13 protein-coding genes and 1 CRISPR repeat array are annotated in these 14,871 nt (G+C 69.4%); of the genes, 1 reads left to right on the forward strand and 12 read right to left on the reverse strand.

All coding sequences use genetic code 11. The annotated features are described in order from the left end of the window. Window positions 1-40: 40 nt before the first annotated feature. From N8J89_RS30345 to N8J89_RS30365, 5 genes are all read right to left on the reverse strand, one after another. Window positions 41-1,249, reverse strand: coding sequence for a branched-chain amino acid ABC transporter substrate-binding protein (locus N8J89_RS30345; RefSeq protein WP_283660418.1), 1,209 nt, complete (start codon window positions 1,247-1,249; stop codon window positions 41-43). A gap of 269 nt (window positions 1,250-1,518) precedes the next feature. Beyond that, complete coding sequence (locus N8J89_RS30350; RefSeq protein ID WP_252485338.1) at window positions 1,519-2,130, reverse strand: ANTAR domain-containing response regulator; 612 nt, start codon at window positions 2,128-2,130, stop codon at window positions 1,519-1,521. A gap of 178 nt (window positions 2,131-2,308) precedes the next feature. Continuing rightward, entirely contained in the window at window positions 2,309-3,154 is an 846-nt protein-coding gene (locus N8J89_RS30355; protein ID WP_283660419.1) for a bile acid:sodium symporter family protein, read from the reverse strand. 78 nt (window positions 3,155-3,232) lie between these two features. Then, on the reverse strand, window positions 3,233-3,565 hold the full coding sequence (locus N8J89_RS30360; protein ID WP_283660420.1) for a hypothetical protein: 333 nt from the start codon (window positions 3,563-3,565) through the stop codon (window positions 3,233-3,235). A gap of 260 nt (window positions 3,566-3,825) precedes the next feature. Further along, window positions 3,826-4,647 (reverse strand): hypothetical protein, encoded by an 822-nt coding sequence (locus N8J89_RS30365; protein ID WP_283660421.1) that lies wholly within the window; start codon window positions 4,645-4,647, stop codon window positions 3,826-3,828. A gap of 45 nt (window positions 4,648-4,692) precedes the next feature. Here N8J89_RS30365 and fxsT point away from each other — a divergent pair, with 45 nt between their 5' ends. Then, window positions 4,693-7,236 (forward strand): FxSxx-COOH system tetratricopeptide repeat protein, encoded by a 2,544-nt coding sequence (fxsT, locus tag N8J89_RS30370; protein ID WP_283660422.1) that lies wholly within the window; start codon window positions 4,693-4,695, stop codon window positions 7,234-7,236. A gap of 10 nt (window positions 7,237-7,246) precedes the next feature. Further along, window positions 7,247-7,703: direct repeats of the CRISPR family, unit length 29 nt; unit sequence CGGAACATCCCCACAGGCGTGGGGCGCAC. Window positions 7,704-7,721: 18 nt separating this feature from the next. Here the strand turns inward: fxsT and cas2e are convergent. The 7 genes from cas2e to casA are packed head-to-tail and all read right to left on the reverse strand — an operon-like array spanning window position 7,722 to window position 13,870. After that, the gene (gene cas2e, locus N8J89_RS30375; RefSeq protein WP_283660423.1) at window positions 7,722-8,042 is read right to left on the reverse strand and encodes a type I-E CRISPR-associated endoribonuclease Cas2e; all 321 of its coding nucleotides are present in this window, start codon (window positions 8,040-8,042) and stop codon (window positions 7,722-7,724) included. Window positions 8,043-8,057: 15 nt separating this feature from the next. Further along, on the reverse strand, window positions 8,058-9,023 hold the full coding sequence (cas1e, locus tag N8J89_RS30380; RefSeq protein ID WP_283660424.1) for a type I-E CRISPR-associated endonuclease Cas1e: 966 nt from the start codon (window positions 9,021-9,023) through the stop codon (window positions 8,058-8,060). Beyond that, window positions 9,020-9,664: a type I-E CRISPR-associated protein Cas6/Cse3/CasE gene (gene cas6e, locus N8J89_RS30385; protein ID WP_283660425.1), complete on the reverse strand. Its 645-nt coding sequence runs from the start codon at window positions 9,662-9,664 to the stop codon at window positions 9,020-9,022. Before cas6e ends, cas1e begins: the two co-directional genes overlap by 4 nt. Continuing rightward, window positions 9,661-10,431, reverse strand: a complete 771-nt coding sequence (gene cas5e / locus N8J89_RS30390) for a type I-E CRISPR-associated protein Cas5/CasD (protein ID WP_283660426.1) — start codon at window positions 10,429-10,431, stop codon at window positions 9,661-9,663. Before cas5e ends, cas6e begins: the two co-directional genes overlap by 4 nt. Then, window positions 10,428-11,621, reverse strand: a complete 1,194-nt coding sequence (gene cas7e, locus N8J89_RS30395) for a type I-E CRISPR-associated protein Cas7/Cse4/CasC (RefSeq protein WP_283660427.1) — start codon at window positions 11,619-11,621, stop codon at window positions 10,428-10,430. Before cas7e ends, cas5e begins: the two co-directional genes overlap by 4 nt. A gap of 3 nt (window positions 11,622-11,624) precedes the next feature. Continuing rightward, window positions 11,625-12,299: a type I-E CRISPR-associated protein Cse2/CasB gene (gene casB, locus N8J89_RS30400; protein WP_283660428.1), complete on the reverse strand. Its 675-nt coding sequence runs from the start codon at window positions 12,297-12,299 to the stop codon at window positions 11,625-11,627. After that, entirely contained in the window at window positions 12,296-13,870 is a 1,575-nt protein-coding gene (gene casA, locus N8J89_RS30405; RefSeq protein WP_283660429.1) for a type I-E CRISPR-associated protein Cse1/CasA, read from the reverse strand. The genes casB and casA overlap by 4 nt, the downstream gene beginning before the upstream one ends. Window positions 13,871-14,871 lie beyond the last annotated feature (1,001 nt).

Raw genomic sequence — 14,871 nt, forward strand, 5'->3', positions numbered from 1 at the left:
CGTGCATCCGTGCCCCAGTGCGGTGAACTGTCAGGTCGGGTTACTTGGTGATCGGCTTGTACTTGACGATCTTGCCGCCCTCGACCTTGTACGACCAGACGGGCGTGTCGGTGAGCTCGCCGGTGGCGTCCCACTTGAACTTCTTGGTCAGGCCCTGGCCCTCGTAGTTCTTGACGAAGTCCAGCATGCCCGGACGGTCCTTCAGGCCCTTGTCGATGCCCTTGAGCAGGATCGTCGCGGCGTCGTAGCCCTCGGCCGAGTAGGTCGACGGCTCCTTGCCGGAGAGCTGCTTGTAGGCGGTGGAGAAGTCGGTGAAGGCGTCCGCCGGCACGCACGGGCAGGTCAGGTAGGCGCCCTCGGCGCCGTCCGCGCCGCCCTTGATGAACTCATCGTCCTTGGTGCCGTCCGGCGCCACGAACTTCGCCTTGATGCCCTCGTCGAACAGCTTGGAGGCCAGCGGGCCGCCCTCGGCGTAGTAGCCGGCGAAGAAGATGGCGTCCACGTTGGCGGACTTCAGCTTGCTCGCGGTGGCGGAGAACTCGCGCTGGTTGGTCTTGATCTGGTCCTCGCAGGCGACCTTGGCGCCCAGCGCGCCCTTGATCGCATCCGCCAGGCCGGTGCCGTACTCCGAGTCGTCCCTGATCACGCAGACCTTCTGCGCCTTCAGCTCGTCGGTGAGGAACTTCGCCGCGGCCGGGCCCTGCACCGCGTCGTTGCCCAGACCGCGGAAGAAGGTCTTCCAGCCGTTCTTGGTCAGGCCGGGGTTGGTCGCCGAAGGCGTGATGGTGACCAGACCGGCCTCGTTGAAGGTGCCGCCGACGGCCTTGGACTCACCGGAGAACGGCATGCCGATCACGCCGACGATGGTCGAGTCGGTGATCGCCTGGGTGACCACACCCGGCGCCTTGTCCGGGCTGCCCTCGGAGTCGAACTTCTTCAGGCTCACCTGGCAGCCGGCGTTCGCGCTGTTGTGCTGGTTGATCGCCAGCTGCGCGCCGTTGAGGATGGCCTGGCCCAGCGCGGCGTTGCCGCCGTTGATGGTGCCGATGTAGGCGAGCGAGACATTGCTGCACTTGGCGTTGCCGTCACCACGCGGGTCGGCCGCATCGCCCGGCTTGCCCGGCGCCGCCTGTCCGCCCGAGGTCTGCCCCCCGTCACCCGATGAACCGCTGCCGCCTCCGCACCCTGCGACGGTGAGCGCGATGACGCTCGCGACCGCCAGGGTCCGCACGAGTCGTGCTCCAGACACCCGTACCTCCACTTGCCCAATCCACCGCCGCTGAACGGCCGTGGTGTCCCGTACCACTCCGGGACGTGGTTGGACCGGAAAGTAGCTGTCCGTTTCGTCGAAGCCCAGGGCCGCTACAGGAGCGTGTCCACATCGTGACGGTGGTAACACACCGAACACGAAGCAGACCCGGTCAATCTGAAACAAGATCCAAACGGGTGGTAACCCACCGTTTACATCACACTCCGCAGCAGGACAACAGCGGGTGTCCGTTGATGTTCAGAACGCGGTCAGTTGAGGTTCTCCAGCACCGCGTCCGCGACCGCCTTCATGGTGGTACGGCGGTCCATGGCGGTGCGCTGGATCCAGCGGAAGGCCTCCGGCTCGGAGAGCCCCTGCTTGCTCATCAGCAGACCCTTGGCGCGCTCGATGGCCTTGCGCGTCTCCAGCCGCTCGGTGAGCCCGGCGACCTCGTTCTCCAGCGCCGCCAGCTCGGCGAACCGGGAGACGGCCAGCTCGATCGCGGGCACCAGGTCCCGCTTGGCGAACGGCTTGACCAGGTAGGCCATCGCTCCGGCGTCGCGGGCGCGTTCGACCAGCTCACGCTGACTGAAGGCGGTCAGGATGACCACCGGCGCGATGCGCTCCCGCGCGATGTCCGCGGCGGCCTCGATGCCGTCCTTCTTGGGCATCTTGACGTCCATGATGACCAGGTCGGGCCGCAGCTCACCGGCCAGCTCGACGGCACGCTCACCGTCACCGGCCTCGCCGACGACCTCGTAGCCCTCCTCGCGGAGCATCTCCACCAGGTCGAGACGGATGAGCGCCTCGTCCTCGGCGACGAGCACACGACGCTGAACGGGGGTGGCCTGCTCCTGGGCCTCGGCAGCCGGCTGGGTCACCGGGGTCCTCCTGCGGTCTCTGGGCGGCAACTGATCGCGAAACCGCAGCTTACCCGGGCCGCTGAGACGTCCCGGTTAACGCGGTGGGTGATCGGCGCGACATTCCCGGCGAGCGCGGCCCGCGAACGCCCGCGTCCGGATCCGGACCGTCCGGTCCCGGACACCCCCGCGGGGCGGTTCAGCGCCGTCCGCGCCCGAACAGCCAGGCCGCCACCGCGGTCGGGAAGTTCATCACGATCCCGTACACCGCGGCCGGGATGGCCATGGTCGGACTGCCCAGCACCGACACCGCGACCGCGATGGCCAGCACCCCGTTGTGGATGCCGATCTCCATGGCCGAGGCGATCGCCTGCTCCCGCGCCACCCGGAACGCCCTGGGCACCAGGTAGCCGATCACCAGGCAGCACACGCAGAACAGCAGCGCCAGCAGCCCCACCCCGCCCAGGTGCGCCACGAACACCGTCCACTGCGTCACCACGGCGGTCGTGACCACCACGAACAACACCACGATCGCCGCCACCTTCACCGGCCCGGCCATCCGCTGCGCCCACCCGCTGTACCGGTGCCGCACCCACATGCCCAGCCCCACCGGCACCAGCACCCCCGCGAACACCTGCGCCAGCTTGTCCGCCTGGATGCCGATCTCCTTGCCGGCGCCGAGGAAGTAGGTCATCGACAGGTCCACCACAATCGGCAGCGTGACCAGCGCCAGCACCGAGTTCAACGCGGTCACCGCGATGTTCAGCGCCACATCCCCACCGGCCAGGTGACTGAACAGGCTCGCCGAACTACCCCCGGGCGAGGCCGCCAGCAACATCGCCCCCACCGCCAGCTCCGCGGGCAGGTCGAACAACAACACCAGCCCAAACCCCACCACCGGCAACACCAGCATCTGGCACGCCAACGTGATCGCCGCCGCCTTGGGCGAACGAGCCACCCGCCGCAGGTCCGCCCCGGTGAGCGTCAAGCCCAGCCCGAACATCACCAACGCCAGCGCCACCGGCAGGAACAGCGAGAACGACACCAGAACTCCTTGGCTGACAACACGATCGGCGTGATCAAACCGCCCGACCGTACGCCACCCCGCGAGCCCGCTCCCCCGTCAGTCCTCCAACGGCAACGCGAGCTGGTCGACCAGCCGCAACCGAGGCACCGTCCGGCTCCCCGCGCCGCGCAGACAGCGTCGGCAGGTCACCGGCCTGGCGGTCGGGTGCAGGTCCTCCACCGCCCAACCGGCCACACCCACGTGGCAGGCGGGGCCAGGCAGTTCGACCCCGGCCATCCACTTCGTCGGGGCCACGCCGTGGACTACCCGGGAGCGGCGGATGGTGAGGTTGCGATCGGCGAACTGGGCGCAGGTGCGGGTGGCGACCGCCTGGAGCACAGCGGTCAGCGGGTCCAGCTCGGCTGGCAAGAGCTTCCGAACAGCGGTCATGTCCCGATGGTGGCACCGGGCACCGACAATTCCGGTCGCCGGACAATCCGCAGGCTCAGGACCTGTCAGGAGTGGTCATCCGAGGCGGCGCGGGAATCCGCAAATGCACGGGCAACTATTGTGCGGGTATTCAGGTTCCGGTCGGCCACAGCTGACCGTGCATTGCTGTTTCGTGGCCGGCAGTTGGAGAACACGGCCACCCGGGTTGGTGCCACGGCGCACCGCTCGGCCTGCCGCACCCTCCGGGGACTAGTACAAGATCAGCCCCTGACCGGATAACGCGTGGTCAGGGGCTGGTTTTCGCTGTTCCGCAAGAGTGCCCCGGGCGAGATTCGTACCGCATCCTCACGAGCACCTCCCACTCGCTGAACAGGCATTTTGTCGATCGATGGCATGGCTTGAGTGATCCTTTCCGCCTGGCTGGAGATCAGGAGCAGGTCGTCTGCTGGGAGACGGATCCCGATCTTCACCTCGTTGGTGTCGTCGATCAGGCGTACAGCAAGCTGGAGGGTCTCGAACAGGTGCCTGAGCTGATCTTCAGGGGCCTCGGCAAGGTTGAGCTTGAGGTACGGGAGAGCGTCGAGGAGGGCTAGGTCGTGGGCACTAGGCATGTCGACTTCACCCTCATCAGCGGCATCGAGGTCGGCAATGGACGTCAGCGTCGCTCTTCTCTGGGCTTCCAGTTCGTTGTAAGTGGTGCGCAGGCCTTGGGCGAAGGGGTCGTCTGGGTCACCGTCCTGCGCCTGGCGTAGCACGGACGTCTGGCGACGAGCGAGTTCGGCGACAACTCGCTGCAACCGCACACGTTCAGCTTGGCGTTGGCAGGCGGCACGGTCATCAAGGCCGGCCAGATCGGCGGAAAGGATCTCGCGACGCTGGACTCCGAAGACCCGGTCGGCCAGAAATCGGGAGACAGCGTCGAGGATCGATGACTCTCGAAGGTAGCCACCCCACACCCCGACCCCGCCGAGAACCACCAACCACCCGCAGCGGGGAAGTCGAGCCGCAACCTCGCCCACGACCTGCACGGGGTGCAGGCCGGGTGGATCGACCACGTCAACTTCGAGCACCACCATCACCACCCGCCACCAGCACCGTCGCCGCCGGGCAGGCAACTGATCGGCCCTTTGCCCCCGCGGGCCAGCGCCTTCCAGCGGCGCCTGGTCGCCGCCCAGCTCAGCGCGGTCTCCGCCGCGCACGGCACCGCGGTGCTCGTGGGCTCCTGCTCGCACCTGGTGCGCGGCCTGGGCGGGGTCGGCAAGACCCAGCTGGCCGCCGAACACGCCCGCACCCTGTGGAACAACGACGCTCTCGACGTGCTCGTCTGGGTGGCGGCCAGCTCCCGCGATGCCATCCTCACCGCCTACGCCCACGCCGCCACCGCCCCAGACGGCCCGATGACCGACACACCCGCCGAGACCGGCATCGAGATCATCGCCCAGCGCTGGCTGCAATGGCTGGCCTCCACCCGCCGGCGGTGGCTGGTCGTGCTCGACGACGTCCAGGACCCCGCCGACGTCGTGGGCCTGTGGCCCCCGCACTGCCCGCACGGCCAGGTCGTGGTCACCACTCGCCGCCGGGATGCCGCCCTGGCCTCCGACGGGCGTCACCTCGTCGACGTCGACGCCTTCACCCCCGAGGAATCCCGGGACTTCCTGGCAACCCGCCTCGGCGGGCGCCCCGAGCAGGCCGAGGGCGCGGCCGAGCTCGCCGAGCACCTGCATCACCTGCCGATCGCCCTGGCCCAAGCAGCCGCCTACATCGCCGACCGGCCCGTGCTGACCTGCACCGGCTATCTGGCCCGGTGGAACGACCAGCACACGCCACTGGCCAAGGTGCTGCCCGCCCCAGGCGAACTTCCCGATGAACACCGGGAAACCATGGCCACCATCTGGGCGCTGTCCATCGCCCACGCCGACGCCATAGCCCCCGTCGGACTGGCCCGCCCCCTGCTGGAGATCCTCTCGCTGCTGGATGCCCACGGCGTGCCCGACACCCTGCTGAACACCCCGGCCGTCCTGGCCCACCTCGGCGAGGTCCGCGGGCGGGCGGTGACCGCGAATGACGCCCTGGACGCGCTGGGCTGCCTGCACCGGCTGAACCTGATCACCCACCAGGCCACAGCCGCGCACCGCTCGGTGCGGGTGCACGCCCTCATCCAGCGCACCACCCGCGAAACCCTCACCCCCCACCAACTGGCCACCACCGCCCGCCTGGCCGCCGACGCCCTCATCCAGTTCTGGCCCCGCCACGACGGGATCGGTGACAGCGACCTGGCCGTAGCGCTGCGCGGCAGCGTCAGCGCCCTGCGCACCCACGCCGAACCCGCCCTCTGGCACAACGGCGCCCACCCGGTGCTGCTGGCCTTCGCCGACAGCCTGGCCCGCACCGGCCGACTCTCAGCCGCGATCAGCTGCTACCGGCGCCTATTGCCCACCGCGGTCGAGCGCCTGGGCACCCACCACGCCGACACCCTGACCCTGCGGCACAACCTCGCCCACTTACAAGGCGAACTCGGCGACGTCCCCGCCGCGACCGCGGCACTGACCATGGTGCTGGCCGACCGGATCCGAGTCCTCGGCCCCGACCACCCCGACACGCTCAACACCCGCCACAACCTCGCCTACCGGCTCGGTGCCGGGGGTGATGCCGCCGGGGCAGCGGCCTGCTTCGCCAGCCTGCTCACCGACCGTATGCGCGTCCTGGGCGCCGACCATCCCGACACCCTCACCACCGCCCACAACACTGCCGCCTGGCAAGGCGAAGCCGGCGACCCGGCCGCCGCAGCCGCCGCCTTCGCCAGGGTCTTGTCCGCCCGCGCCCGCGTGCTCGGCCCCGAGCACCCCAGCACGCTGAGCTCTCTGGCCGGGCTGGGACACTGGCTCGGCGAAGCCGGTGACCCGCACGCCGCCGTGCGCGTGCACACCGACCTGCTCGCCCGCACCGAACACACCCTGGGCCCCAACCACCTCGACACCCTCGCCGCCCGGCACGCACTGGCCCAATGGCTATGCCGGGCCGACAACCCCAGCGGGGCGGCGCTGGTCTTCACCGAGCTACTCACCCAGCAACGCCAAGCCCTCGGGCCGGACCACCCGGACACCCTCACCACCGGCAACAACCTCGCCCACTGCCTAGCCGCCGCCGGAGACCCCGCCGGAGCCGCCGAAGCCTTCGCCCAGCTCATCCACCGCATGCACCACGTGCTGGGCGCTGAACATCCCAACGTGCTGACCGCCCGCTGCAACCTGGCCACCGCCCTCGGCCAAGCCGGCAACCGCGCCGCGGCGGTCCGCCACCTCCACGAGGTGCTCGTCGATGTCGAACACGCCTGCGGCACAACGCATCCCAGCGCCTTCACCACCGCGAACAACCTCGCCCACTGGCAAGGCACCGCCGGCGACCCCGCTGGTGCCGCCGAACGACTCCAGACGCTGGTGGCCAGCATGGAAGCCGTGCTCGGCACCACGCACCCTGACACCCTGACCACCAGCGAGAACCTGGCCCACTGGCTCGACCAGACCGGAGACCACACCACCGCAGACACGATCCGCCACCGCCTGCGCAGCCACCAAGACAACACCCGCGGCCAAGGCTCCATCAACCACAACCACGCCCCACCAGCACTCGGCCAACTCGGACCGGAAGTGGGACCCGCCAAGCAGCGCTGAGAGGCTCAGCTGGAACGCCCCCACGGACGTGGGGCGCACCACGGTCACGTGGGCGACCTCCTGGCCGACCTCGGAACATCCCCACGGGCATGGGGCGCACTCCTCGTCGGCCAGGTAGAGGCCCTTCAGGTCCGGAACATCCCCACAGGCGTGGGGCGCACCCCGTCGAGCCTCCGCTGCGGACGAGCGTCGCCGGAACATCCCCACAGGCGTGGGGCGCACCTCGCCAGCAGTGCGGTCACGTGGTCGATGATCGGAACATCCCCACAGGCGTGGGGCGCACCGGCTGCTGGTGCTGCCCTGGTCTCGTCCATGCGGAACATCCCCACAGGCGTGGGGCGCACTCCTGGCAGGACGCGGCGGTGTTCCTGGTGTCCGGAACATCCCCACAGGCGTGGGGCGCACGGCTGCTGCACCAGGTGCACGTCGACGAGCTCTTGGAACATCCCCACAGGCGTGGGGCGCACACTTCGCGACCTGCGCGTTTACCACGGCACTTCGTGTTCTTCAGCTTCGCCATCCTGAGCTGTCCAGCGGATCAGGGTGAGCCCGTCAACCTCGTAGGGCCGGCGCCGGCGCTCTCCGGCGGTGCGGATGGCAAAGCCCTGCTCGGTGTCGGCTGGGTAGACCAGCACCGCGGCGCCGTCCCCGATCACCGCGCTCACGGTGTCCCACACCAAGTCCCGGACCCGGGCCGAGACGCTGCCGACGAACATCCCCGGCATCGTCTCCAGCATCCACCGGCTCAGCGCCCCGTGCACGTGATCGGGAACCGCGGTGGTGGCCAGCACGACCATCGACGGCATAACAGCCTCCCCAGCTCAGCCGATGCTGTGTTCGGCATAGTTGACCCCCGCCGGCAGCACCCCCAGCTCGGGATCCCACAACGACACTAACTCCACCGCCTCGTGGTCCGGCACCGGATCGGCCTCCTCAGGGGCGAGGAGCTGCTGGATGTCGGTGACGATGCGGGGCAGCAGCTTGATCAGTCGCAGTTCGTCGCGGAAACGGCGGCGGGCCTGTTGTTCCGGGTTGCTCGCAGCGTGCAGGGCGAAGGCCAGCGGGATGGTGGTGCGAGCCTTGTACAGATCGGCGATGTCGTAGACGAAGGCGTGTTGCTTGCCGCTGTGGACAAAGCCCAGCGCGGGCGAGCATCCCAGGGCCAGCACGGCGGCGTGGACGATGCCGTACAGGCAGGTGTTGGCCGCCGACAGCGCCAGGTTGACCGGGTCCTGCTCCTCCCACCGCGCCGGGTCGTAGTTGCGCCGGAACCGGGGAATCCGGTGTTGTTGGGCCAACTGCTGGTACAGCGCCTTGACCCGCTGCCCTTCCAGACCACGCAACTGCGCCACGGTCGTACCCGGCGGGAGTCCGGTGCCGAAGCGTTTCTCATACATCGCCACCGCCACCCGCAGCCTGACCTGCTCATCGGCCCAAGCGCGGGCCTGGTGCTCCAGCCATCGGGTGGTCAGGGAGTCGGGCAGGATCCCGGCGTAGCTGCGCACCCCACCGGCACCGGTGCACACCACGGTGGCACCATGACGGGCGATGGTCGCCAGCGCCGGTTGGGTGATGGAAGTACCGGGGCCCAGCAGGATGCAGGACAAGGCGGCCACCGGCAGCGCGATCCGATCCACCCCGCGTGGGGTGTCGATGCGGGCATGCACCCCGGTCTCGTCCTGCACGATCCGCACCAGGTCCAGGTAGAGGAAGCTCAAGGAATCGGCTACCCGCGGCAGCATCACCACCGACGGCGCGGCCAGGCGCCGCCGCGCCGGGCCGGTCACCACGGGCTGCGCACCGGGGCGAGGCTGAGCAGGCCGCAGCCGTAGGCCTTGCCGCGGCCGATCCCGCGCAGCACGGCCTGGCGGGCGATCTCGGCGTCGGTGATGGTGGCGATGCCCTGGAAGCGGGTGCGGGGGTGGCGGATGGTGTCCTGGCTGCGGGCGGAGCGCTCGGCGGTGATCATGGTGGTCTGGGTCTGGTTGAGGTTCAGGCCGTGTTCGGGGGCGCGGAGTTCCCACCAGGCCAGGGCTTCGGCCTCGGTGCGGGCGATGCGCTGGCCTTTGCGGTAGGGCGGTTGGTCGCGGGCCAGGCGTTTGCTGCTGCAGGCCACGATCCGGTAGTGCACCAGACCACCGGGGCGCAGCTGTTCGATCAGCGGGGTGATCTCTCGGCACTCGTGCGTGCCGTAGTCCTCGACCAGGTTCTCCGGTGCGGGTTCGATCTGGCTTTGCACCAGGATGTGCGGGCCAGCCGCATCGTTGTCGAGGCGGAAGAGGATGCCGGCGTGCCGGCGCGGTTGGTCGCTGGGCTGGTCAGGGAACAGGGACATGACGCTGCGGTGCATGCCGACGGCGTTGTGCAGGTCGGCGCGGCTGCGCTGGTGGCGCAGGTTGGGGGTGATCCGGGTCAGCCAGAGGGTCATGACGTGGTGGATTCCAGGTAGGTGTGCAGGGCTGTGAGGTAGTCGGTGCCGTAGCCGCCGCACAGCGCGGCGGGCAGGTCCCGGGTGTGCAGGTAGACCCGGCGGTCGTGGTGGGCGCGCTCGTGCGGGTGGAAGGAGGAGGGCAGGTCGGGGAGTTCCTCACTGCGGCAGGCCTCCTGCTGTCCGGGTGGGGCTTCCAGGACGAACTCCACGCTCACCGTGGTCTTGTCCTTCCCGCGGGGTGCGGTGCGCGCGAGGGGGAGGTGGTCGAGTTCGGCCGCGGCGCGCTCGATCGGCGTGGGGGTCAGCAGCAGCGGTGCCTCGGCGGGGCAGCTGCGCCGGCCGAGGTAGGGCGCCCAGACCGGGTGGGTCAGTGCTGCGGCGATGCCGGTGATGACCTCGGCGGGGCCCTCCAGGGCTGCGGTGAAGGCCGCGTCGGCCAGGTAGTGCCGGCGGGAGGTGATGGTGGCGGTGTCCAGGGAACGGCGTTTGCCCTCGGAGGTGGGCACGGTCTGCTCCGGGCGGCGTCCGCCGCCGACGGTGTGGAAGTCGCTCATCCGGACACCGGGCCGGTCGATCCGGACGGTGAGCACCAGCTCACCCCACTCCTCGTTCAGTGGTGTGGTGCGGGTATGGCCGTGGGCGGCGCTGATCAGCCCGAGCAGCCCTGAGCGGGTTGGGTAGCGGTGGGTGTCGCGGTCGTTGAAGGCCGCCGCAATCCCCCAGGACTGCATCGGGCCGGCCAGGTGCAGCAGGATCCCGATCACCGTGCCTCCGGCGCCGCCGCGGCCAGGGCCGCGCCGATGAGCTCTCCGAAGCTGGCGTGGCGCTGCCCAAGCCCGTCCAGGGTTTCCTGTTGCAGGGCGGCGTGTCCGGCAAAGGGCAGGGTCTGGGTGCCCAGCAGGGTGTTGACCTGGGTTGCGTAGGTGGCCAGGCCCTGGCGCGAGGGTGCGCCGAAGCCGCCGGTGCCGCTGGCCGGGGAGACCGGTTTCTCAAAGGCCGCGGCCAGGGAGACCGGGCGGTCGGCGCGGACGGCGAGGTAGGCCAGGTCGGGGACGGTGAACGGGGCGGTGCTGTTCTTTTTGGCCTGCGGCATCGCGGTGCAGAAGGTGTCCAGGAACGCCTCGGTCACCGACAGCGCGTGGGCCGCATCGCCGTTGAGGTTGGTGGTCAGGTCGGTGAGGTTGATGCTGGCGTAGCGGTAGAAGACCCCGGTGGTGAACTCGTTCTGGCTCAGGTGACCGCCGCCGGTGAGGTCGGCCGGATTGAGGTCATCCACCGCGGTGAAGAAGTCCACTTCGATCTCGGTGGCGTGGGTGGTGAAGGCGTGGGCGACCTGCACCGCTCCGTCCACTTTGGACCCCGGGACCTCGGCGAGCATCCGGCCGAACAGGGCGGTGCTGCTGTTGCGGCTGGTGATCAGCTCGACGATCTGCTTGCGGGGCAGCACCTCGGCCAGGTCGACGGCCTTGTCCCGCTTGTTGCCCTTGCCACCCTTGGGTTTGCCGTCCTCCTGCTTCTCACTCGTCTTGTCCTGGGCGGTCAAGGCCTGTTCCAGGGCGTCGCGGTGGCCCAGGCAGACCTGGACCAGCTCGGCGATCGCGGCCCGGGGAAGGTAGACCAGCACGGTCAGCCCGGCCTTGTCGATGCCCAGCTCCGCGGAGGCGGCCACCGCGCGCCCGGCGAGACCGGCCAGCTCCTGCGGCCACTGGTGCGAGGTGTGGAGGTCTTCGGCGATCTGCTTGGTCAGCCGGCGGGTGCGGACGGCGGGGTCGGCCAGGCGCTGTTCGACTTCCAGGCGCACGGCGCGTTTCCAGCACTGGCTGGAGACCCGGGCGCGCTCTTTTCCGCCGTATACCACCGATTTCGGCGATCCGAGGTCATCGCGGTTGAGATTGGCATAGGGCAGGGTGTGCAGGAGGTGGAGGTCGAGGTAGCGGGCGGGGGCGCTGGTCACGTCTTACTCTCCGTTGTCGGCGGTGTCGGGGTCGAGGTCGATGAGGGTGCGGTAGAAGTCCTGGAGCCATTCCTTGGCCACCAGGCGCGGGGTGTGTTCCCAGCGGCACAGGTCGTGGAGCAGGCGCACCCAGTCCGGGCTCGCGTTGACCTCGTTGAGGCGGCGGATGACCACGGGCAGGTGGCGGTGCAGGCCGGTGAGGCTTTGGCGGCAGAGCACCCGCAGATGCTGTTCGGCGCTGTGGGGGTTGATCGCTTGGGGCTGGCTGGGACGGGATACCGCTGCCCGAGCCAAGGACACGCCCACCGTGGGCAGCTCCCACCACCTCGCCGCTTCGGTGGGCTCGTCGGGGACGGTGATCTCCGGTGATGTGGTGGGCTCCTCGGAACCACCGGCCTCGGGCGAGGTGATGGTGTTGTTGCGGTGGTGGGTGGCGGTGGGTTGGGCGGCGATGAGGGCGGCCACGGTGTAGTAGGCGCGTTCGCGTCCCGGGCTGGGATCACGCGGCAGCCAGCGGGCGAGCACCTTGTGGGTGGCTGCGTTGGCCTCCTCCGGGCTGCGGCGCTCCGCGCGGCGCAGGTTGGCCCGCGCGCTGGGTGAGGTGGCGCAGAGCCGGTGGATGTGGGCGACGAACTTCACGTACCCGGTCTCACTGGACAGGGCGACGGTGGTGCTCACCTGTTCTCCTTGCCCCACTGGGGGTTGTCGAAGTTGCGGCGTGCCGCGGCCAGGGCCTTGACCACGGCGGGCTTGGTCCCCTCGGCCTCCGACAGCACGGAGTTGATGGCCCGGTGGGCCAAGGCGCGGAAGGCGGTGGCGGAGGTCTCGATCTTCTCGGCGCGCAGCCGGGCCCAGAACTCTTCCTCCGCGGCTGGCCAGTAGAACTGGGCCGCGCGTTCGGGCCAGGGCCCCCGCTTCTTCCGGTCGGTGGTGTCGAGGACCTGCTGCCAGGCCCGCGCCAGCACCGCCTCCAACCGGGTCCCGACGGCCTCGGCGCGCTCGCGCAGCAGGCCGATCTGGTGCGGGATGCGCGGATTGTTCTTTTCTAGCCAGTTCAGCACCGGCGGGGTCACGGAGGAGAACCACCGCTTTTCCCGGGTCTGGCCGTCCTGATCAAAGCCGTAGGCCCGCACCCGCAACCGCGCCCGGACCTCCTCCGGCAGCTCGGCGAGAGTGGCGAAGGCCGTGGGGCGCTGGGGTTGGGCGCTGCTGGTGCTGGTGGAGCGCAGCAGCGCGTCGAGGTCCCGCCAGAGGCTGCGCTCGACCTTGGCCGGACGGCCGTAGAGGTTGTTGTCCTTGCTGAGCTGATAGATCAGGTAGGGATCGGGCACCTCAGCGGCGGGCTGACGCCAGGCCCAGGTGACGTAGGCGTCCACGACGTGCTCCCCGGTGGCATCGGGGCAGAGCAGGACCGCGTGCCGGGAACGCCCGGTGAGCAGCCCGCCGGGCCAGCTCGGCCGCGGCGGCAGCCCCAGCGGGTCCGCGGGCTCGGCTCGTTCCCACGGGCACAGGTCCAGTTCCTGCTCGGGGTTGCCGACCGGGGCGGGCAGCCCGGCCAGCAGGGACTCGAACAGGGTGTTGCCGAGGGGGTGGTAGGACAGGGTCGAGCGCAGGATTCCTTTGGTGGAGTTGGAGAACCGGGCGCCGTTGACGGTGCGGGCGGTGCACTTGCCTGCCGGGCCGTAGTAGTGCTGGATCAGCAGGTGCAAGACGGCGTCGCGGGTGCGGATGGGTTCGGGTCGCTGATCGGTGAAGTGGCCGAACCAGACCTGGTTGTTGCCGGTGGGCCGCCCGAAGACCAGCTTGTTGATCCCCGAGGGAGCCGGGCACTGCTGGGCGAGGGCGGGTTCTTGCATCCACGGCCGAGGCCCGAACAGGTCGAAGGCCTCGGCGTGCTGGGCGAAGTAGGACTCGATCGCCTCGGGGGCGAACCGGCCGCTGCCCGCTTCGGCGGGGTCGAGCAGGTGGAAACGCCGGTTCAACCAGTCGTCGGTGCTGGGGTGTTCGGCGGGGTCGCTGGGGGCCAGGCCGGTGATCCGGGCGGCCAGCGCGTGGAGCACCCGCCACAGGGCTGCGGCCGCCGGCGGGATCGACACCGCGAGGTCGTCGATGTCGTGTGCCTGGGTGAACAGCTCTCGCAGCCCGACCCAGGACACGCTGGTTCCCCGGCGCACCGGAATCCATTCCCGCTCCAGCAGATCGAATGCGGGCCTACCAGGGACCATGTCGAGGTCACGCTCCTCCCCCACCCGGTCCTCCTCGACCGGCACCTCGCCGGGGAAGTCGGCCGATTGGCTTCCGGAGTTACCTGTTACGGATCTGCTCACGAAATCAGAACACTTTCGGGTGAACGAGCATGTGGTCGTCAGGACGGCGCGCAGCTTAGGGGACACCACCGACAATTCCGCGCACCGGCGGATGGAACTCGGCTGACCAGGCATGGAGCCGATCGCGAATATCTACACTCCGTCGTCTTATTTCTCGTCGCCGCCGAGCCGGGCGAAGCCGAGAACTCCGGATCCGAGTTGACTGCGAGCGAGCCTCAGCCAGCTACACCCCTGGGACCAGCACCTGCACCGCATCCGAAGGGGTGCGCTGCGGCGACCTCGCCCGAGTACACGCCCGCGCCAGCCGACCTCACGGGTGATTTCTGGCCTATGAGCGAAGGCGACCGATTGTTGAGCCGACAACATTACGTCGACGAGTCCGGGTTTGTTTGTTTCTCAACTACTTGTTCGGCCGGAGACTCCCGGCTCGATTCCCGCCGCGAGATCGATCCTGGCTGCAACACCAACACCAGCCTCCTCCTGGAGAGCGGGGGAGGCTCCGGTGCTGACAATGCTGGCGTATCGGTGTATTAGGCTCGACATCCCGGCGCTTACGCGCTTGCCTTCTTGCAGAGGCTGTTGATCGCGGTTGTCCCCCTGTTGGCGCAGTGGTCTCGCATCGCGTGGACGTTCTGGGTGGGTACTTCCGGTGCCGCTCAGCTAGCGGTCGCGCTCCTTGAAAACTGGATACGGCGTTGAATACGTGCAGGTCGCGAAGTGTCCACTCCACACGCGTGGAGGTGTTCCGCAGATAGCCCTCCAGCAGCCGCACGGCCGCCAGTCCACTCCACACGCGTGGAGGTGTTCCTCCCCTGGAGCCACCTGGAGGCAGGTCGGCCCCGTCCACTCCAACGCGTGGAGGTGTTCCGGTGGTGACGCGCACCGGTGCGGGGGCGCCTGTGTCCGCTCCACAGGCGTGGAGG

It is taken from the genome of Crossiella sp. CA-258035, from assembly GCF_030064675.1.
Lineage (GTDB): Bacteria > Actinomycetota > Actinomycetes > Mycobacteriales > Pseudonocardiaceae > Crossiella.

Excerpts from the sequence above, each read along its gene's own strand:
- cas2e (WP_283660423.1), bottom strand. The coding sequence starts at position 8,042 with ATGCCGTCGATGGTCGTGCTGGCCACCACCGCGGTTCCCGATCACGTG.
- N8J89_RS30360 (WP_283660420.1), bottom strand. The coding sequence starts at position 3,565 with ATGACCGCTGTTCGGAAGCTCTTGCCAGCCGAGCTGGACCCGCTGACC.
- cas6e (WP_283660425.1), bottom strand. The coding sequence starts at position 9,664 with ATGACCCTCTGGCTGACCCGGATCACCCCCAACCTGCGCCACCAGCGC.